The organism is Hyphomonas neptunium ATCC 15444 (assembly GCF_000013025.1).
GTDB lineage: Bacteria > Pseudomonadota > Alphaproteobacteria > Caulobacterales > Hyphomonadaceae > Hyphomonas > Hyphomonas neptunia.
In genome coordinates this window covers 3,158,427-3,179,006 of the sequence record NC_008358.1, presented here as the reverse complement: position 1 = coordinate 3,179,006, position 20,580 = coordinate 3,158,427, and the positions used below count along the sequence as shown (strand labels likewise).

Annotated in this window: 13 protein-coding genes; 10 read left to right on the top strand and 3 right to left on the bottom strand. The window is 63.0% G+C overall.

Annotated elements, in window-relative coordinates:
• The first annotated feature begins 5 nt into the window (after window positions 1–5).
• The gene (locus HNE_RS14885) at window positions 6–1,025 is read left to right on the top strand and encodes a type II secretion system F family protein (RefSeq protein WP_011647983.1); all 1,020 of its coding nucleotides are present in this window, start codon (window positions 6–8) and stop codon (window positions 1,023–1,025) included.
• A 69-nt stretch (window positions 1,026–1,094) separates the two neighbouring features.
• Here HNE_RS14885 and HNE_RS14880 read toward each other — a convergent pair whose 3' ends face one another.
• On the bottom strand, window positions 1,095–1,961 hold the full coding sequence (locus tag HNE_RS14880; protein WP_011647982.1) for a tetratricopeptide repeat protein: 867 nt from the start codon (window positions 1,959–1,961) through the stop codon (window positions 1,095–1,097).
• Window positions 1,962–2,081: 120 nt separating this feature from the next.
• On the opposite strand from HNE_RS14880, the gene HNE_RS14875 reads away from it, so the two are divergent.
• A complete protein-coding gene (locus HNE_RS14875) occupies window positions 2,082–3,452 on the top strand; it encodes a leucyl aminopeptidase family protein (RefSeq protein ID WP_011647981.1) in 1,371 nt (456 codons plus the stop codon).
• A gap of 172 nt (window positions 3,453–3,624) precedes the next feature.
• Window positions 3,625–4,038 (top strand): hypothetical protein, encoded by a 414-nt coding sequence (locus HNE_RS14870; RefSeq protein ID WP_035591493.1) that lies wholly within the window; start codon window positions 3,625–3,627, stop codon window positions 4,036–4,038.
• An 18-nt stretch (window positions 4,039–4,056) separates the two neighbouring features.
• Here the strand turns inward: HNE_RS14870 and HNE_RS14865 are convergent, their stop codons facing one another.
• Window positions 4,057–4,731 carry a hypothetical protein gene (locus HNE_RS14865; protein WP_011647979.1) on the bottom strand — a complete coding sequence of 225 codons (675 nt, stop codon included), beginning with the start codon at window positions 4,729–4,731 and terminating at the stop codon, window positions 4,057–4,059.
• A 63-nt stretch (window positions 4,732–4,794) separates the two neighbouring features.
• Between HNE_RS14865 and HNE_RS14860 the strand changes: the two genes are divergently transcribed.
• The 4 genes from HNE_RS14860 (at window position 4,795) to msrA (ending at window position 13,648) form a co-directional block, all read left to right on the top strand.
• Window positions 4,795–5,658 carry an SDR family oxidoreductase gene (locus HNE_RS14860; protein WP_011647978.1) on the top strand — a complete coding sequence of 288 codons (864 nt, stop codon included), beginning with the start codon at window positions 4,795–4,797 and terminating at the stop codon, window positions 5,656–5,658.
• Window positions 5,659–5,744: 86 nt separating this feature from the next.
• Entirely contained in the window at window positions 5,745–10,742 is a 4,998-nt protein-coding gene (locus HNE_RS14855) for an alpha-2-macroglobulin family protein (protein ID WP_011647977.1), read from the top strand.
• 17 nt (window positions 10,743–10,759) lie between these two features.
• The gene (pbpC, locus tag HNE_RS14850) at window positions 10,760–12,838 is read left to right on the top strand and encodes a penicillin-binding protein 1C (protein WP_233351919.1); all 2,079 of its coding nucleotides are present in this window, start codon (window positions 10,760–10,762) and stop codon (window positions 12,836–12,838) included.
• Between the two features lie 162 nt (window positions 12,839–13,000).
• Window positions 13,001–13,648 (top strand): peptide-methionine (S)-S-oxide reductase MsrA, encoded by a 648-nt coding sequence (gene msrA / locus HNE_RS14845; protein WP_011647975.1) that lies wholly within the window; start codon window positions 13,001–13,003, stop codon window positions 13,646–13,648.
• Window positions 13,649–13,659: 11 nt separating this feature from the next.
• Here the strand turns inward: msrA and HNE_RS14840 are convergent, their stop codons facing one another.
• Window positions 13,660–15,237 (bottom strand): ArnT family glycosyltransferase, encoded by a 1,578-nt coding sequence (locus tag HNE_RS14840; protein ID WP_011647974.1) that lies wholly within the window; start codon window positions 15,235–15,237, stop codon window positions 13,660–13,662.
• A gap of 261 nt (window positions 15,238–15,498) precedes the next feature.
• On the opposite strand from HNE_RS14840, the gene HNE_RS14835 reads away from it, so the two are divergent.
• The 3 genes from HNE_RS14835 to aguB all read left to right on the top strand — a co-directional run bounded on the left by HNE_RS14835 (window position 15,499) and on the right by aguB (window position 20,580).
• Window positions 15,499–18,645 (top strand): TonB-dependent receptor, encoded by a 3,147-nt coding sequence (locus tag HNE_RS14835; RefSeq protein ID WP_011647973.1) that lies wholly within the window; start codon window positions 15,499–15,501, stop codon window positions 18,643–18,645.
• Between the two features lie 92 nt (window positions 18,646–18,737).
• Window positions 18,738–19,721, top strand: coding sequence for an agmatine deiminase family protein (locus HNE_RS14830; RefSeq protein WP_011647972.1), 984 nt, complete (start codon window positions 18,738–18,740; stop codon window positions 19,719–19,721).
• A 16-nt stretch (window positions 19,722–19,737) separates the two neighbouring features.
• Window positions 19,738–20,580 carry an N-carbamoylputrescine amidase gene (aguB, locus tag HNE_RS14825; protein ID WP_011647971.1) on the top strand — a complete coding sequence of 281 codons (843 nt, stop codon included), beginning with the start codon at window positions 19,738–19,740 and terminating at the stop codon, window positions 20,578–20,580.

Genomic DNA, 20,580 nt, shown 5'->3' with positions numbered 1-20,580 from the left:
AACAGATGTATGACTTCCTCGTCTCCTTCACCAAGCCCCAGACGCTGGCCGCCTATCTGGTGGCGGCGGCAGTCTTCGGCACATTCATGACGATCTTTCTGCCCTATCTGCAGGGCAACAAGCTTGAAACCCGCCTCAAGGCCGTCGCCAGCCAGCGCGAAAAGCTGCGCAAGCAGAGCCGCGCGGCGCTGGAAAAGAAAGGCCTGCGCCGCAAGGATGACAGCGTCGTCGGCTCCATCTCCTCGAAGCTGAACCTCGCCCAGGCGCTGGAAGATCCCAACGTCGTCAAGCTGATGAACCAGGCGGGCTTGCGCGGTCCAGGCCCCATCTCGGCCTTCTATTTTGCGCGGATGGCCATGCCGTTCGCCGGCGCGGGCCTGATGTTCTTCTACATCTTCTTCGTCAACGATCACGGCCTCAGCCAGTTCATGAAATACGGCTCGGTCATCTTCGGCGCAGCGGCGGGCTTTTACGCGCCCAACCTCTACATTTCAAACCTCGCCCAGAAGCGTCAGAAATCCCTCATGCGCGCGTTTCCCGATGCGCTGGACATGCTGCTGATCTGTGTAGAGGCGGGCATGTCGATCGAAATGGGTTTCAACAAGGTCAGCCAGGAAATCGGCTCGGCCTCGCCTGAACTCGCCGAGGAATTCGGCATCACGGTGGCCGAGCTGTCCTATCTGCCAGATCGCCGGCTGGCATATGAAAACCTGGCCCTGCGCACCGGCCATGAAGGCGTCAAGGCTGTCTGTATGGCGCTTGGCCAGGCCGAGCGCTACGGCACACCGCTGGGCGACGCGCTGCGTATGATGGCCAAGGAAAACCGCGAGATGCGGATGTCGGAGGCCGAGAAAAAAGCCGCCTCGCTGCCCGCAAAGCTCACCGTGCCGATGATCCTGTTCTTCCTGCCGGTCCTGTTCCTGGTCGTGCTTGGCCCAGCCTACATTCAGTATCAGGCGATGCAGAAGGAAAATGAAGTGGCGCCGGAAATCGCGCAGGCCGAGCGTCCCGCCGACATCGGCTGAAACACGCACGGGCGCGCCGCGCCTGCGTAGCGCCCGGCCGGATCGATCAGATTTATATCTGTTGACGGATTAATGGTTCAGCGTGCCGCGCAGCTGGCGTTTCGTGCCCGGCGCTGCCGCGCTGGAGGTATCCTTGCCCCCGATCAGCGCGTCATAGGTACGTGCCGGCTGGACCAGCCCGCGCAGCAGGGCGGCGTTCTGTTCGGCAACCTTGTCCGGGGCATTGGCGGCGCTCAGCGCCTGCATCTCGTCAAACCGCCCCTGCAGGCCGATCACCAGCGCTAGATTTTCAGTGACCCGGCTGCCCGCGCCCGGCTGGGCGGCGGCGGCGCGCAACTGGGCTTCGGCCCCGGCCAGATCGCCTGACAGCAGCAAGGAGAGCCCGTAATTGGTCAGGGTCGTGGTCCGCGATGGCTCGAGTGTGAGCGCGCGTTGATAGTTCGTCTGCGCCTGACGGTGCATTTCCAGCTGGTCAAACGCCGTGCCCAGCGCGGCCCAGCCATCGGCGCGTTCCGGCGCGGTGCGGGTTACTTCTTCAAAGGCGGCCCGCGCGGCGGCAAAATTGCCTTCCGTCATGCGCACGCGGCCTGTCACCATCAGCAGGTCGGGATTGCCGGGATGAACCACCAGCGTCTTGGTTGCGACGTCCAGCGCCCGGTCCTGGCTGCCCATCGCGCGCAGGGACTCTGCAAACTGCAGAGCTGTTTCGATGTTCTCCGGGTCTTTCTGATATTCCTTCGACCAGAAATTCGCCCGCGTCAGCGGATCAGCCCGGTTGGCGGCGTCGCGTTCTTCCTGCGGGGCGGGGGCGAGGGCGGCTTCAACTGCCTGCGACAACGCCTTGTCCGCCTGGCTTTGCCCGGTCGAGGCACAGGCGCCAGTCATCGCTGCCAGAGCGAGGGCGAGGCCGGTAAAGGGCTTTTTGGCACTGGACATCGGCAGGCTCCGTGTATGTATCCCTGAGGGTCGAAGCAGACTTTGCCCCCGGCCGGGTCAAAGTTCGGTTAACGCCGGAGCCTTCGCCATTAACCACCGACACGCCCGGAAAGGCTCAGTATGCACAAGTCCTTCACCTCCGATGCACCCCAAACCGTTCGGGTATGGCTCTATACGGGCACCCTGTTCGGCGCGCTGGAGAACGATCCGTTCCCCAATGCGCGGGCGATTGCGGAGGCGCAGGGCTTCACCGGCGGAGCAGGGCAGAGCGTGATCGTGCCCGGCCCGGATGGCCGCACAAGCGACATTCTCTACGGTCTAGGCGCTGGCCGGGATCAGCTCGCGCTCGCCGCCCTGTCGGCAAAGCTTCCTGCGGGTGACTATGAAATCGCCGCGGACGGCGGCTACCCCTTCGCCAGCATCGCCGCGGGCTGGGCAGATGGGGCCTACCGGTTCGACGGGTACCGGACTGAAAAGGCCGCCCCGCCGCGCCTTCTTATCCCGGCGTCGGAAGATGCCCCGCGCCTGTCGCGCGAGGCAGACGCAGTTAGCGCCCTGCGCGATCTAGTGAACACGCCGGCGGCCGATATGGGCCCCGAACAGATCCATGCGCGGATCAGCGCGCTGGGCGAGCGTCATGGCGCGCGCGTCGCCGCCGTCGTGGGCGACGCGCTGATCGATGAGAATTATCCCATGGTCCATGCGGTCGGGCGCGCGGCGGTCAAGGCGCCCCGTTTCGTCATGCTGGAATGGGGCAAGCCCGGCGCACCCAAAGTCTCGCTCTGCGGCAAGGGCATCACCTTTGATACCGGCGGGCTCAACATCAAGACCGGCGACGGCATGCGCATCATGAAGAAGGATATGGGCGGGGCCGCCCATGCCATCGCGCTGGCTGAGCTCGTCATGGAAGCGCGCCTGCCGGTGCATCTGCGCCTCTTTGTATCCGCCGCCGAAAACGCCATTGCGGGCGACGCGTTCCGCCCCGGTGACATCCTGCAAAGCCGCAAGGGCCTCACCGTCGAGATCGACAATACAGATGCTGAAGGCCGCCTCGTCCTGGCCGACGCGCTCACCCGCGCCAGCGAAGACCAGCCCGAGCTGCTGATCGACTTTGCGACCCTCACCGGCGCTGCCCGCGTGGCTCTCGGCCCGGACCTCGCCCCGCTCTATACCGATGACGAGCAGCTCGCTGCCGACATCCTCGCCGCCTCCGAAGAGACCGGCGATCCTGTCTGGCGCATGCCGCTCTGGGACCCCTATCTCGCCTATATGCAAAGCCCCGTCGCTGACCTTGTAAATTCGGGCGGGGCAGGGATGGCCGGCTCGATCACGGCCGCCATCTTCCTCAAACAGTTCGTCTCGGCCAAAAGCTGGGCGCATTTCGACATCTGGGCCTGGCGTAAAGCCAAATATGGCCGCCCCGATGGCGGCGCCGCCTGCGGTCTGCGCGCGGTCTGGGCGATGCTGGAAAAACGCTATCCGGCGGTCTGAAGAAAAGTCCGTATACAGGTATTTCTGGCGGTGCGGTTATCACGTCGCGGCGTAATATAACCCGGATTTAGATCGCCTTTTTGGGGTTGACCCCGAATCTCACGCCCGTAGGTTTTGCAGATCTTAGATTTTCTGACTCAAAACCGGTATCGGAGTGAATATGAGAAAGTTCATGAGTTCAGCCATCGGGGCGGCGATTTTTGTAGCAGCGTGCGGAGGAAGTGCGCCGGTATTCGACGGGAGGGTTGCTCCGGAAACGGTCGTTGCCGCGGTCGAAAAGGATCTGGGCATCACCTGCGTTGATGAGGGCGGTGATGCGACGATCCGGTGTGATCGCGACGACCCTCAATCGATGATGATACAGGTCACGATTCAGATCTACGAAGAAGAAGGGGTTCGCGAGATGAGCCTGATCTCGATCGATCACTCGTCAATCGAACGCCAAAGCACCGTCAATCTGTTGAAGCGGTTTGGCTTCTCGGAGTCCGATTTCGATTCGGTCACGAAAGAGGGACAGCGCCTGACGGTGGGCGACTTCACGATGGATGCGCAGAACCGTCAGGAAATTGTCATCTACGCAAACTGAGCTGGCCGCCGGAGGGGCTCAGTCTTCCAGCTGGCGCCCCTCCGCCTTCAGCCGCATCGCCTCGCGCACGCGCCCGCGTACCAGAAGCGTGTCGATGTTTTCCGGGTCTGCTGCCATGGCGGTCTCGACATCCTTCATCGCCAGGTCGAGCGCGTCCTGGCTGAGATGCACTTCGGCGCGCATCTGATGGGCCGACGCTCTGCCGGGCGATTGGGCAATAGCCGCATTGAGGTCGGCCATTGCCTCGTCCCATTTGTCGATCAGCATATAGGAGGTGGCCCGGTCGAGCAGCAGATCGGTCTCGTCCGGCGCCAGTCTCAATGCTTCGGAGAAAGATACGGCGGCGGCTTCGGCTGCGCCGATCTGCAGCCAGGCATTGCCAGCCTGGGAGAGGTAAACCGCGCGCTGTTCCATCGTGCCGCCATCGCTGGACATGGAGAGGTTCTCCAGCCGCGTTGCGCCTTCTTCCACATTGCCCAGGGCAATCAGGGCCAGCGCGGTGCACTGGCGCGCGCCCGGCCGGTTACCTTCAAAGGTCCAGGCCAGGGCGTCTTCATAGGCGTCTTCCGGCGCGGTCTCGATCTTGGCAACGCAGGCTTCCAGCCGGTCAGCCTCGGCGGCGGCGAGCTCGGCGCCGATACTCTGCTGTAGAAAAAGCGCCGCGCCAGCGGCAACCATGGCAATCAGCGACATGGGCAGGACACTCCAAAGCCTCTATCTCATTGTTCTTAGGCGCAATTGGAGCACCCTTGGCAAATGACAAGTCAGCCATCTCTGCTGTTTGTATTCGGACTTGGCTACTCTGCCCAGCAGTTGGCCAGCCGCCTTTTGGCAGCAGGCTGGCAGGTGGCCGGCACCGTGCGTAGCGAGGCCAAGGCGGCTGAGCTCCGGTCACGCGGCATCGATGCAAGGGTCTGGTCCGGGGAAGGGCCGGTCGAGGTGCCCGAAGGGGCTCATTGGCTGGTCACCCTGCCACCCGGCAAGGATGGCTGCCCGGCGGCGCAAAGCGTCCTGAAGTGTCCCGATCTGTCCCGATCTGTCACCTACCTGTCCACGACTGGCGTGTATGGAGACCTCAATGGCGGCTGGGTGACCGAGCGGAGCCCGGTCAATCCGGGCTCTCCCAGGGCCGCCGCGCGCGTCAAGGCTGAGGGACAATGGCAAGCTCTGACCGGGGACACGGCCCGGCTTGTCCGCCTACCGGGCATCTACGGACCCGGCAGGTCTGCCTTTGACCGTCTGAGGGATGGCACCGCCCGGCGCATCGTCAAAGAGGGGCAGGTGTTTTCCCGCATCCATGTCGATGACATCGCCTCGGGCCTCGAAGCGCTGATGCAGCGCCCTGAAATCACAGGTGTTTTTCATCTGTGCGACGAACTGCCCGCGCCGCCGCAGGATGTCATCGCGCATGCCGCAGGGCTTCTCGGCATTGATCCGCCTCCGGAAGTTCCGTTTGACGCGGCCAGCTTGTCCCCCATGGCGGCGAGCTTCTATGCCGAGTGCAAGCGCGTCTCCAATGCGCGGGCCAAAGCTGCCCTGCGCTGGCGCCCCGCCTATCCCACCTACCGGGAGGGCCTCGCCGCCATTCTCGCCGCCGAAACCGGCAAAATATTTCCTTGATTTTCGTCACTTAGCCTCATTCGCGCCCTGTTGGCGCCGACCTTATCGGGTGTAAGGTGAGGTGGGGAATTCGGAGGACGACACACATGGCATCGCAGGTTACTGGTCCGCTCAAGGGGCTGAAAGCTGTTGTTTTTACATTGCTTTTGGCAGGTCTCGCCGCCTGTGGCGGATCGCAGACGCGCACAACAGCCGATGAAGACGCCGACGCCGCGGTCCTCGTCGAGCGCTCCCCGGCAGATCAGGTCGCCGCCCGCAAACGCGAGGAAGCCCGCCGCAAAGCCCGCGAAGGCGAAGAACAGGACTTCGCCTATTTCCGCTACCGCATCGACACATCCACCGAACAACCCCTTGCCTGCTTTGTGTTTTCTGCCGCCCTTGATCCTCAGGCGGACTACGCCCCCTATGTCGAATTCCGCCCCTCCTTCCGCGCCGCGTTGACCGTTGAGGGCCGCGAGCTCTGCGTCGGCGGCCTCTCCTTCGGCACCAGCCGCACCGCCACGATCCTGGCCGGTCTGCCAGCCGCGGATGGCCGCACACTGAAGCGCGGTGAGACCGTGCCGATCGACTTTGCCGACCGCCCGGCCTTCGTAGGTTTCAAGGGCACCGGCGTGATCCTGCCGCGCGAGAATGCAGACGGTCTCCCGGTTGAGACCGTCAATGTCGAGCAGGTGAAAGTCACCGTCACCCGCGTCAACGACCGCGCCATCGTGTTCAAGAATGTCAGCGAAGGCCAGACCAGCGCCCAGGGCCAGTGGTCCTGGCTGTGGGGCGAGGATTCGCCCGAAGATGTCGGCGAAGAAATCTTCTCCGGCACGATGGATATTGCCAACACGCAGAACGCGCCGGTCATCACCGTCTTCCCGCTCCAGGATGTCGTCGGTCCGATGAAGCCCGGCGCCTATTTCGTGCAGGTTGAAGACGCTGCAAAGCTCACCGATGCCGAAGGCCCGCCCGCCTCATCCGGGCGCTGGATTCTGCTCACCGACCTTGCCCTCACCGCTTACTATGGAGAGCAGGGGCTCGATGTGACCCTCCGCTCCCTGAAGGATGGCAAGACCGTCAGCGATGCCACAGTCCAGCTGATTGCCGCCAACAATACGGTGCTGGCTGAAACCGAGCCTGATTCCTCTGGCCGTATAACCTTCGACAAGCCTCTGCTGAACGGCAAGGGCAGCATGGCGCCACGGCTCGTCGTTGCGACCAATGCCAAAGGCGAACTCGCCGCGCTGGACCTCAATCGCTCGCCGGTTGATCTCTCCGAATACACCGTCGGCGGGCGCCGCACACCCGGCCCGGTCGATGCCTATGTCTATTCCGACCGCGGCATCTATCGCCCCGGCGAAACGGTTGAGCTGACTGCCATGCTGCGCGACCGCGCGGGCCGGCAGGTCACCGGCCGCAATGGCCATCTGGTGATCTATCGCCCCAACGGCCTCGTTGCCTCCAAGACCCGCTTCACCGATCCCAAATCCGGCGCGGTGTTGCAGAGCTTTGCGTTGCCCCGCGGCGCCTCGCGCGGTGAATGGCGCGCCAGCATCGAGATGGACGGGCTGACAGCGCCGGCCGGCGAGATGCGGTTCGCAGTTGAGGATTTCGTGCCCCAACGCATTGCGGTGGATGTCACCGCCGATCAGGAAGCGCCGATGAAAGCGGGCGCCACGCGCACTGTCGATATCGCAGCGCGCTTCCTCTATGGCGCACCCGGCGCAGGCCTGACGGTCAAGACCGAAGCGCGGATGGAACCAGACCCCAAGCCCTTTAAGGCATTTGACGGCTTCATCTATGGGCGCCATGACCAGAGCTTCGAGCAGCAGATTCTCGAATTCGACGATGTGACCACCGATGGCGCCGGCAAGGCGCTGGTGCGCCTCTCGCCGGGCACAGCCGGTTCCAATTCGGGCATACCGCTGCGCCTCAACACAGTTGTCAGCGTGCTCGAGCCCGGTGGCCGCGCCGTGTCCGAAAGTGTCCGCGTCCCGTACCGGCCGGAAAACCTTTATGTCGGTCTCAAGCCGGGCTTTGACAGCTCGGTCCAGGAGGGCGGCGACGCCAGCTTCGAAGTGGTCGCCGTCAATGCTGACGGGCAAGCTTCGGCCCAGCGCCTCAGCTGGAAAGTGCTGCAGGTCGACTATCATTACGACTGGTACCGCGAAGGCGAGACCTGGAACTGGCGCCGCTCGCGCACGGTCACCAAGGTCAATGAGGGCGTCGTCACGACCCCGGCTGGCGGCGTCGCAGAGATCAAGGTGCCGGCGCTGGAGTGGGGCAGCCATGAACTGGTCGTCGAAGGCCAGGGTGCCAACGCCTCTGTCGGTGCGTCCACCGGCTTCTATGTCGGTTGGGGTGGCTGGGAGAGCACCGACGGCACCGAAGCGCCTGACCGCGTGAAAGTCGTCGCTGCGGAGAAGACGCCCAAGGCCGGCCAGAATGCCGAGCTGACAATCCTGCCGCCCTATGACGGCCAGGCCCAGGTCGTCGTCGCAACCGACCGCGTCCTGTCTGTCCAGAACCTGTCGGTCAGCGCTTCAGGCACCCGCATCACCCTTCCGGTCACGGAAGAATGGGGCGAGGGCGCCTATGTGATGGTGAACGTCTATTCCGGCCGCGATCCCATCCTGCGGGCCAAGCCGCGTCGCGCAGTGGGTATCGCCCATGTGCCCGTCGACATGGCCTCGCGCACCTTTGCGCTGACGGTGAACGCCCCCGACCTTGCCCGCCCGCGCGGCGAGCAGATGATCGAGGTGGACATCGCAGGCGGGCCACGTGAGCCGGTCTTCCTCACGGTTGCCGCTGTGGATGAGGGCATCCTGCAGCTGACCAAATTCAAATCCCCCGATCCCGTCGCCCACTACTTTGGCCGCAAGGCGCTCGGCGTGGAGCTCTACGATGATTATGGGCGCCTGCTCGACCCCAATCTCGGCATGCCTGCCGAAGTACGCTCCGGTGGCGACCAGCTGGGCGGCGAAGGGCTTTCGGTTGTCCCGGTCAAATCGGTCGTTCTCTATTCCGGCCTGATTGAAGCGGGCCGCTCGGGCAAGGCGCAGGTTCGGTTCGACATTCCAGAATTTAATGGCGAGCTGCGTATAATGGCGGTGGCCTGGTCGAAAACCGGGGTTGGCTCGGCCGACAAGAAGATGACGGTGCGCGACAGGGCGCCGGCCGATCTTGTCATGCCGCGCTTCCTGGCGCCCGGCGATGAAGCCGTGATCACGGCAAGTATCGACAATGTGGAACTTGCCAGTGGCCAGTTCTCGGCAAAGGTCGCCGCAACCGGTCAGCTCAATGCAGCCGATGCCACGCTCACGCGAACCCTTCAGAAGGGCCAGCGGGCGGATATTCCGGTGCGCGTTTCCGCCTCGGGCGAAGGCATTTCCAGCCTCAGCCTGAATGTCACCGGGCCGGACAATTACCGGACAGACCGGACCTATGAGATCCAGTCCCGTTCGCCCTACCTTCCCGAAACACGGGCGACGAGCCAGCTGATGCGCCCCGGCGAAACCTTCTCGGTCAGCCAGGCACTGTTGGCGGGATATGTGCCGGGCTCAGCCGAGGTCTCGGTCGGCTTCTCGCCGCTGCCGATCGATGCGCCGACGCTTTATGCCTCGCTCGACCGCTATCCCTATGGATGCACCGAGCAGATCACCAGCCGCGCCGTGCCGCTTCTTTATTCGGAGCAGCTCGTCTCAATGGGCGCCGAGGAGTCCAAGGACGATCCGCGCAACAAGGTCCAGACCGCAGTAAACACGGTGCTCAACCGTCAGGGTGCAGACGGGGCTTTCGGCCTCTGGCGGGAAGGGGATGGCTATGCCAACCCCTGGCTCGGCGCCTATGCGACGGATTTCGTGTTCCGCGCCAAGGAAGCGGGCTATGCCGTTCCCGATGAGGCGTTGACGCGGGCCTATGGCGCGCTGCGCAGTGTTGCCACCGGCGATACATGGCGGGTCTACGGCTACGACACCGATGTGTATGAGAGCCGGTATTCCAACGATACGGTCCAGCAGATGATGTACCGGTCTTCGGCTTATGCGCTTTATGTGCTGGCCAAGGCGGGCGAGGCGGACATCTCCCGCCTGCGTTATCTGCATGACCGGGAACTGAAGAACATCGAGAGCCCGCTCGCCCGCGCTCATATCGGGGCAGGCCTTGCCTATCTCGGTGACCGGGCGCGTGCGGCTTCAGCGTTCAAATCAGCGGAGCAGAAGCTCGGCTATCGCAACACCGGCGACTATTACCAGACGCCGCTGCGCGATCTGGCTGCCATCGTGGCCCTGGCCGCAGAAGCCCAGCTTCCCGAAGTGGTCGCCCGCCTGGGCGAGCGCCTCGGCAAGGATGTGCCCGACGCGCCCAGCCTGACGACGCAGGAAAAGGCTTATCTTCTCTTGGCCGTCAACAGCCTTACCAAGGGCGAGACCGCGGTGCAGGTGAAAGTCGAAGGCCTCGGCAATGGGCAGGACAATGAACGCCAGTACAGCCTGACCGAGGCGCAGGCCCGCGGCGGGGCGAGTTTCCGCCTCGGCGGGGAGACTCCGCTGTTCCGCACCGTGCTGGTGACCGGCGCGCCGTCTTCGCCTCCGCCGGCGGTTTCCTCCAAGCTGAGCGTGAACAAGCGCTTCCTCGGCATGGACGGCGAGCCAATGCAGCTTGACCAGATCCGTCAGGGCGAGCGGCTTTTGGTGGCTCTGACGGTGACGCCGGAAGAACGCCGCGTAAATCCGGTGATCGTGGCTGACCTTCTGCCCGCAGGCTTCGAGATCGAAGCGATCCTGCGCCCGGCCGATGGCCGTCTCGTTGAGTATGACTGGCAGTCGGGCGAGAACCGCGAGCGCGCTGGCGCGTTCGGCTTCCTCGGCGAGATTGCCCGGCCCCAGAGCTCTCAGTCCCAGGACGACCGGTTCGTGGCCGCTATTGATGTCACCGAGAACCCGGTGACACTGGCCTATGTCGTCCGCGCTGTCAGCCCCGGCAGTTTTGCCATCCCTGGCGTCGTTGCCGAGGACATGTATCGCCCCGAAGTCTTCGCCCGTTCGGCGCCCGGCCGCGTGACCGTGCAGGCCGTGCAGGGCGCAGCGGGCGGACGCTGATCAAGGGGGAGGGCAGTTTGGGCCAATCTTTGGGCCAGTCCGTGCCGAAACGCCTCCTTGCGGGACTGGCCGCACTGATTGCGGCTGTCCTGCTGATCGATGTGATCTTCCCCCCGCCGCTGGAGCGTGCGGGGGGCGTATCTGTCCTGGTCACTGACCGTGCCGGTAAGCCGCTCCGCGCGTTTCCAACGCCCGATGGCCGCTGGCGGTTCGGCGTGGACCTGGAAGAGATTGACCCCGAATTTGTCGACGCGCTGGTGCGGGTCGAAGACAAGCGCTTCTGGGATCATCACGGCACGGACTGGCTCGGTCTCACCCGCGCGGCGTTTGACAGCCTGCTGGCCGGAGAGATCGTCTCGGGCGGCTCTACCCTCACCATGCAGACGGCGCGCATGCTGGAACCGCGCCCGCGCAATCCCGGCTCCAAGCTGATCGAGATCTGGCGCGCCAACCAGCTCGAACGCCGGCTCTCCAAGCGCGAAATCATCGAGCTGTATCTTTCGCTGACCCCCTATGGCGGAAACCTGGAAGGCGTCCGCGCCGCCAGTTGGAGCTATTTCGGCCATGAGGCTGACCGTCTCTCGACCGATGAGATCGCGTTGCTCATCGCGCTGCCCCAATCGCCCGAAGTGCGACGGCCTGACCGGCGGCCGGAATTTGCCGCCCGCTCGCGCGACTGGGTGGCCGAAAAGCTCGCGCGCTATGGCGTGTTCTCGGAGAATGATGTGCTGGAGGTCGCGGCAACCTCCGTGCCCGCCCGCCGCCTCGATTTTCCAGACCGTGCCTGGCACGGAGCGGACGCGGTGCTGGCCAGTGGCCCGCGCGAAGACGTTCGCTCTACACTGGACGCGGCCCTTCAGGCGGAACTGGAACGGATCGCCCTCACGCGGGCGGAGCTTGAAGGCACGGACGTGCAGGTCTCCGTTATTGTCGTTCATGTGCCCACCCGCGCTGTACGCGCGCTCGTGGGGTCTGCATCGCGGCAGCGGGCCGGCGGCTGGCTCGACCTGACAGATCGCCCGAGGTCTCCCGGCTCGACGCTCAAACCCTTCATCTATGGCCTTGCTTTTGACGATGGCACGGCCTCGCCCGATACGCGCATCCAGGACCTTCCCAGCCAGTTTGCTGGATATCAGCCAGAGAATTTCGACCGGATGTTTCATGGCGATGTGCGCGTGTCAGACGCGCTCCAGCATTCGCTGAACGTGCCCGCGGTGCTGATGCTGGACCGGATCGGAGCCGAACGCTTCTCGGCGCAGCTGGCGATCGCAGGCGCGCGGCCGCGTGTCTCGGGCGCCACCGGCCAGTCTGCGGGCCTTGCCATCGCGCTCGGCGGGGCAGGGCTGACAGGCCGTGAACTCGCCGTGCTCTATTCTGCGCTGGGAGATGGCGGGGTGGCCAAGCCGCTGGTCTGGCGCGCCGAAGAAGAAGCGGCGAGCGCCGCCGATCCCGGCCACCGCCTGATGGGCGAAGCCAGCGCGGGTGAAATCCTCCGTATCCTGCAGGGCTCTCCCTCGCCTGCGGGCCGGATGCCGGGACAGCTGACACGCGACGCGCCCCAGATCGCCTTCAAGACCGGCACCTCCTATGGCTATAGGGACGCCTGGGCGGCGGCCGTCTCCGGGCAGCATGTCATTGTCGTCTGGGTTGGCCGTGCAGACGGCGCCCCGCGCACCGGCGTCACGGGCCGTGACATTGCGCTGCCCATCCTGTTCGAGATGGCAGACCGCGCCGCCCACCATCTGCGCGATGACGGCGACAGCGAATTACGCCTCAGCGCGGCGCCGTTAACCCCTGCGAAAGGGGCGTTGCGTGCCTTTTCAACCGACCGGCCACCTGAAATCCTGTTTCCGCCTCAGGGCGCGGAGCTTTGGGCGGGCACTGTGGATGGGCGCGCGCCGCGGCCATTTGTCCTCGCGGGCCGGGGGGCGGGGGCACTTAACTGGTTCATTGATGGCGATCCTGCATCCCTGGATGATGCGGGCGCGCCAGTCTGGCGTCCGGACCGGCCGGGCTTTTATCTCGTAATGGCTGTAGATGATGCGGGACGGTCCAGCCGGGTACGGGTCCGTGTGCTGACAGAAGACCCCGCCTGACGCCCGGTCTGATCATTTTGTGTGCATCAGGTCACATAGGCGTGAGAAAATACATTCTAACGCATTTGATGCCTTTTTTGTGCCGCCTGTAGCAACTACTTCGGGCTTGCCGTGTACAAGTGCCCCCTCGGGTACCGGCAAACCAAGAGTTAATAATCCAGCGTGCTTACCAATCGCCCAGCCGTCCTTATCGCCGTTGTCTCCGGGGCACTCGCCTCGAGCGTCGCTTTCATGTCTGACGCAGGCGCCGAAGACCGCCGCGCCGAAGTGGCACCGATTCGCGTTGCAACGGCCGTTTTTGCGGGCGGAGACTTCCGCGGCGTTGAGGCTGATTTCGATGGAATGAACGGCGTTATCGAAACCGTTTCGGGATATACGGGTGGCACGATTGAGCGCCCGACCCACAAGCAGGTCGCTGCCGGACAGTCGGGACATTACGAGGCTGTAAAGGTCACCTACGACCCGTCGCAGGTTACTTATCTCGAGCTTGCTGCCCACTTCATTCGCGGCATTGATCCTACCGACGATGCTGGCCAGTTCTGTGACAAGGGCGAAAGCTACCGCAGCGCAATTTTCGTGTCCGGCCAGAGCGAACGGAATGTGGCGGTCGAGACCCTGTCCGGTGCCCAGCGCACGCTTGGCAAGGATGTTGTCACAGAGATCCGTCCACTGACGGCCTTCTGGCCGGCCGAGGCCCAGTATCAGGACTATTACCTCAAGAACGCGTCAAAGTATTCCAGCGAGCGTGAAGCCTGCGGCCGCGATCAGCGTCTTGTGGAAGTCTGGGGCAATGACACGCCAGCGCTCTGAGCGCTGGCCCCTTAGCCGTCATATGCCGCCGTCGGGCAGGGCGGCTCGGGAAACTCCATTTCCCCTATGAACTGGTTTTCCCATTCCTGGGTCCGCTCGGGTGGATTATAACCTTCGCCGATATACAGCTGAAACACGCGGGTGATCGGGCAGCCATTGCCACGTGTCCCAAGATCGATGCGGACCTGGCCTGCCGGCTCGAAGCGCGCAAAATCACTCCGCAGATGCGGGCGCAGGCCTGAATGCAGGGACGCTATCAGTACCCTGTCCGCGATTGCGCCTTCCAGCGGCACCCTTTCCGAAAAGCTTTTGGGGCCGGGGTATCGGCGCCACGAAATGAGCGGCAGGCTCCGGTCACGGGCATAGAAATCCAGCCCATGCCAGACTTCCCGTTCATCAACCAGCACCGCCGTTGCCCCAAGGCGCTCAGCCGCGTCAAACACCTCCTGGGCCGAAGCCTCCCATCCGCGGGTCCGCTTGGCGGCGTTGTCCAGCCCCAGATCCGTAGTTGCGGCCGGTGGCAGCAATGTCATGGCCATGAACAGCGCCGCCACCAGCAGATTGACGCCGAGGCTCGCCCAAAGCGTGACCGCCTTGCCGCGGCTGAACCAGAGCGCCACCAGAAGCGCGGCGCCGGGATAGGCGGTTGCCGTCCAGTTGGCATGGGCGCGTGACAGGACCGCCTGACACAGGATGAAGATCAGAACCGGCAGGATGAAGCACAGCAGCCAACGTTCGGGGCCTGCCGCTTCGCCGCGCCGTGTCCGGTACAGAAACAGGCCGGTAAGCAATGCCAGAAAGCTCACAGGGCCGAACATGCCAAGCTGATCGCCAAACCAGCTCAGCGCATTTTCAGGATTGAACAGCTCGCCGCCAAGGTTGGCGTTGTCGACGGTATGGCTGACCGTGGCAAAATCATTGGCCGCGTTCCAGGCGAAATGCGGCGCCATGATGAGCGCGGCAATTCCGCCGGCCAGCGCGCCGCGCGGTGAAAGAACCACCCGGCGGGTGGGCGCATCCATCAGGCTGGCCAGAGCGATGCCGATCAGGAAATAGATCATCGCGTATTTTGACAGCATGCCCGCGCCGATCGCGCCCCCAAGCAGGGCTGCCGACACCCAGAGGCCTTCTCCGCTCCTGAGGCGCCACAGCAGAAAGAGGGCCGCGCACCAGAACGGCATCAGCACGCCATCGGTCGACAGCACGCTTGATGAGAGAACGACAGATGGCATCAGCGCGTAGAGCAGGGCGGCAAAGAAACCCGCCCTGGCGTCCAGCATGGCGCGTCCGGTCAGGAAGATAAGCGCTGCTGCCGCCGTGTGCAGAAAGGGCGCCGCCAGGCGGACAGTCCATTCCTGCGTGCCGAAAATGGAGGTCGTCAGGTGAATCACCCAGGCGATCATCGGCGGCTTGGAATAATAGCCCCACTCCAGCGACTGCCCCCAGCGCCAGTATTGGGCTTCGTCCGCATAGAGCTCCAGCGGCGTGGAGATGACCGCTGCGATTCGGAGAATCAGGAGCAACCCGAGGACTGCCAGTGTCAGGCGTTCAAAGGTCTGATGGCGGTCGAGCAACGTCGAATCGTGCATGGCGGGTTCCAAGAGGCTTTGTGCGCGTCTTATGGCCGCTTCGACGGCTCAAATACAGAGGCCGACGCTGTTTGAAGGGGCACTTCAGGTATTAACAGCGTGTCATTTTTGCATCGCAACCAAAAAACCGACCGCGATGAGAAATGGGATGCTGAACCTTCAAACGCTTGTCACTAATCTGTCACTCAGCGGGGTTAAGGCCTCGCCAAACCCGGTCTCGCGAGGGGACCGTGGTGATGGTCGAAATCCGGGGAAGTCCACATGATCAAGAATTTCTATGCGCGGAGCGCATCGATCGCAGTTATCGCGGCGCTTGCGCCGGTCGCTGCAGTTTACGCACAGGTGACCACATCCAACGCTCGCGGCGCTGTGACGACGGCTGAAGGCCAGCCTGTTGCCGGCGCGGTCGTCAGCATTGTTCACGAGCCAACAGGCACCGTGACGAGCGCCACCACCAACGCAAATGGCCAGTACACGACGCAGAACCTGCGCGTCGGTGGCCCTTTCAGCTTCACCGTCACGGCAGAAGGCCTGCCCACCAGCCGCGTCGAAAACATCTTCACCGGTCTCGGTGACGTCTCGGTCATCGACATCACGATGGCTGCTGCCGATGACACCGCCCGCCTCGACACGGTTGTGGTGACCGGTTCGGCGCAGATCGCCCAGGTCGCAACCGGCCCGTCGGCTTCCTACAACCTTGAAACGCTTCAGAACGCGCCTGTCATCAGCCGCGATCTCAAGGACGTTCTGCGCTTCGACCCGCGCGTCTACATCGACGACGGCTTCAACGACGCCATCCAGTGCGCCGGCGCTAACCCCCGCTACAACTCGCTGACAGTTGACGGCGCCCGCCTGAGCGACAGCTTCGGTCTGAACTCGAACGGTTACCCGACCGAGAGCATCCCGTTCTCCTTCGACGCCATTCAGCAGGTCTCTGTCGAACTCGCACCGTTTGACGTTGAATACGGCCAGTTCACGGCTTGTAACATCAACGCCGTCACCAAGTCGGGTACGAACGAGATCCATGGCGGTCTGTTCTATGACTACACCAGCAACGACCTCCGCGGCGATTCCGTCGAAGGTAACGAAGTCTCTTCGCAGGATTTCGAAGACAAGCGCTACGGTTTCAATGTCGGCCTGCCGATCCTGAAAGACCGTCTGTTCTTCTTCGGTGCTTATGAGAAGAACGAAGCCGTCAACCTCTTCGACAACGGCCCGGCCCGCGCCAGCGTTGATCCGGCGCTGTATCAGCAGGTCATTGATGTTGCCGTGAACCAGTACGGCTATGTCGCCGGCGGTCTGCCAACCTCGATCCCGGTCGAAGACGAGAAAATCTTCGCCAAGCTCGACTGGAACATCACCAACAACCACCGCGCTGCGCTCGCCTACATGAAAAACGAGGCGTTCAACTTTAACCCGTCGGATTCCGGGTCGGATGAGATTGCAGACGGTAACCACTTCTACCAGCGCGGCGGCCTCCTCGAGAGCTATTCAGCCTCGCTGAACTCCGACTGGACCAGCAACTTCAACACCGAGCTGCGCGTGACCCGCGTCGAGTTCGATGCCGTCCAGGACCCGGTTGCCGGTTTTGACGGTTTCGGCGAAGTTCAGATCAACGTGCCGCGCACGGTTGGTTCTGACGAAACGACGATCTACCTCGGCGCAGACGACAGCCGTCATGCAAACGACCTGATCTACACCTCCGACGTCTACAAGGCGAAAGCCAACTGGCAGGTCGGCGACCACCTCCTGACTTTCGGCGCAGAGCGTGAAGAGCTCGACGTGTTCAACCTGTTCATTCAGGAAGTCAAAGGTGAGTGGGTCTTCGACTCGCTGCAGGACTTCATCGACGGCAACTTCTCTGACTTCCGTTATGAGAACGCTGCGGGTTCGAACAACCAGGACGACGGCGCTGCAAGCTTCGGCTACGAAATCAACACAGCCTACGTTCAGGACACGTGGCAGGTTTCCCCGAACTTCAACGTCACGGCCGGTCTGCGCTATGACTACTACACGTCGGGCGATGCTCCGGCGCTCAACCAGAGCTTCCTGACGAATTACGGCTTCCGCAACGACGCGACCATGGATGGCCGCGACCTGCTGCAGCCGCGCATTGGCTTCAAGTATGACTTCTCGGACGCTATCCGCTTCCATGGTGGCTTCGGTCTCTATTCCGGCGGCAACCCGAACGTCTGGATCTCGAACAACTACTCCAACAACGGTGTAACCCTGTTCGAAGACCGCATCCGCGGCGGCAACATCAACGACTACACATATGCTGGCGGCGCTGGCAGCCCGTTCATCAACGTCCCCGATGAATCGATTGATGCCGTTGCAAATGCAAATGGTCGTGGCCCCGTCAACGCCCTCGACCCCGACTTCGAAATTCCGTCTGACTGGAAGTTTGCTCTGGGTACGGTCATCGACTTTGGTGCAGATGACGCATGGTACGGCAACGACTGGCGCCTGATGGCTGACTTCCTCTATTCGAAAGTCAACGAAGCCGCCTACATCCAGCCGATTTCGTGGGAGCAGGAAGACGTCGCAGCCGACGGCCGTCCTATCTACAGCGGCAACACCAACGACTTCATGCTGACCAACACGGAAGAAAAAGGCTTCTCCCGCGTGCTCTCGCTCGGCCTGTCGAAGTCTTATGACAACGGCATCGATTGGGGTCTTGGCTACGCGTACACGGACGCGGAAGACGTAAACCCGATGACGTCTTCGGTGGCCTTCTCGAACTTCACCAACTTCGCCACGTTTGACCCGGTCAATCCGAAAACCGGCGTAAGCGACTACGTGATCCCGCACCGCTTCACCTTCAACTTGAATGCTCGCCGTGAGTTCATCCAGAACTATGCGTCGAAATTCTCGCTGTTCGGAACGGTCAACCAGGGCTCGCCCTACAGCTATACGATTGGCTCGAACACAGCGTTTGACCCGATCTTCGGCAACCGCCGGCAGCTGGCTTACATTCCGACCGGTCTCGACGATGCAAACATCTCACCGCTCTCTGACGCGGCGGCTCTTGCATCGCTCGTGAACTTCGTCGGCAGCTCGGACGACCTGCAGAAGTATCGCGGCGGCATCATCGACCGGAACACCGAGAACGACCCGTGGCGCTCACGCTTCGACGTCCGTTTTGCTCAGGAACTTCCAGGCCTGCGCGCGGCTGACCGCACCGAAGCCTTCGTTGTGATCCGCAATGTCGGCAACCTGATCAACGATGATTGGGGCGTCATGAAAGAGCACGGCTTCCCAGGCAATGCCAGCCTCTACACATTGGACGGGTTGGACGACCAGAACCGCCTCATCATCTCCGGATTTAACGAGGAAGTTGACGAAGCATCGACGCTCAACAACGCGTCGCTCTGGCAGATCCGCCTTGGCGTGAAGTACACCTTCTAAGCGGAATTCCGCTGAAGGCACATTATATGAGAGGGCGGTCTTTCGAGGCCGCCCTTTTCGTTTGACCCAAGCTGTGGCAAGGCCCGCGCGACATGACTGATATACATCCTCACCTCCCGCCCGAATGGGCGCCTCAGGCCGCCCTCTGGGCTGGCTGGCCGCGCCTCGCCGAAGAATGGGGCGGCGATCTGACCGCTGCCCGGTCGGAAATTGCCGGCTTCATCCGCAAGGCGGCCAGCTTTGTACCGGTCAAGATCGCGTGCGGCTCGCGCGAGGCGGCTGCCTCGGCGCGCCTGGCCACCGGCGGGGCAGGGGAGATCGTCGAGATTCCCACCGGCGATATCTGGCTGCGCGATACCGGCCCGGTCGTCACCGGCACGGGCGCCTCGCGCCAGGCGCAGGTGTTCCGCTTCAATGGCTGGGGCGGAAAATACCTCATGGAAGGCGATACGGAGACCGCCGGGGAAGTGGCCCGTGTCGAGAGCCTGCCTGCACGGCGCCACAGCCTCATTCTGGAAGGCGGCGGCATTGACGCAGATGGCGAAGGCCGCCTGCTGACAACGCGCCAATGCCTGCTCAATCCCAACCGCAACCCCCAGCTTTCCCAGGCAGAGATCGAGGCAAGCCTCACGGCGGCCCTTGGCGTGGATGAATTCATCTGGCTCGGCGATGGCCTGATGAACGACCACACCGATGGCCATGTCGACAATATCGCGCGCTTCATCGCGCCGGGCCATGTCCTCTGCCAGCATCCGGCAGACCGGAACGATCCCAATGCCGAAACGCTCCAGGAGATCGAGCGCACACTTGTGTCGCATGGCCTCATGGTGTCGAGCATCCCTTCGCCGGGCCTGGTGCATTTCGGTGATGGTGTTCCGGTTCCGGCCAGCCATATGAACTTCACGATCACCAACAGGGCCGTCCTGGTCCCGGTCTATGAAGACCGCTTCTCGGCCGTTGCCCTGTCCGATCTCAAGGCGCTGTTCCCAGGCCGGGAAGTGATTGGCCTGCCGGCGCGTGCTATCCTCGCGGGCGGCGGCAGTTTCCACTGCATGACCCGCGAAATTCCTGCCTGACAAGGAGCCCAAGCTCATGACCCGGACGATTACGCTCGCAGCCATCCAGTTTACCCCCACCGACGATGTTCAGGAGAACATCGACCGGGTTGCCGGTTTCGTGCGCGAGGCGGCGGCCAAGGGCGCAGATGTCATTCTGCCGCCGGAGCTGTTCTGCGGATATTATTTCTGCAAGACGCAGGAAGAAGAACATTTCGCCCGCGCGTTCGAGTGGCAGGACCATCCGGCCGTTCATCAGCTCTCGGATCTTGCCGCAGAACTTGGCGTCGTCATTCCGGTCTCTATCTACGAGAAGGAAGGCCCGCACTATTTCAACTCCATCGTCGTGATTGACGCGGACGGCGCGCCGCTTGGCGTTTATCGCAAGAGCCACATTCCCGATGGTCCCGGCTATCAGGAGAAGTATTATTTCCGGCCGGGCGATACCGGCTTCCGGGTCTGGAACACAATGAAGGGCCGGATCGGCGTGGGCATCTGCTGGGATCAATGGTTCCCCGAAGCGGCCCGTTCGATGGCGCTCATGGGCGCCGATGTGCTGCTCTATCCCACCGCGATTGGCGCAGAGCCGCAGGACGCCTCTCTGGACACCGCCGCGCGCTGGCGCCGGGGCATGCAGGGCCATGCGGTCGCAAACGTCATCCCGGTGGTTGCCGCAAACCGGGTCGGGGACGAGCAGGGGCAGGTTTTCTACGGCACCAGCTTCATCACCGATGAAACCGGCGAGATTGCCGCCGATCTGGACCGGAAGGAAGAAGGCGTGATTGTTGCCACCTTCGATCTGGAGCATATCGACCGGGCAAGAGCCGCCTGGGGCTTCTTCCGTGATCGGAGAACCGATCTCTACGAGATACTCGTCTAG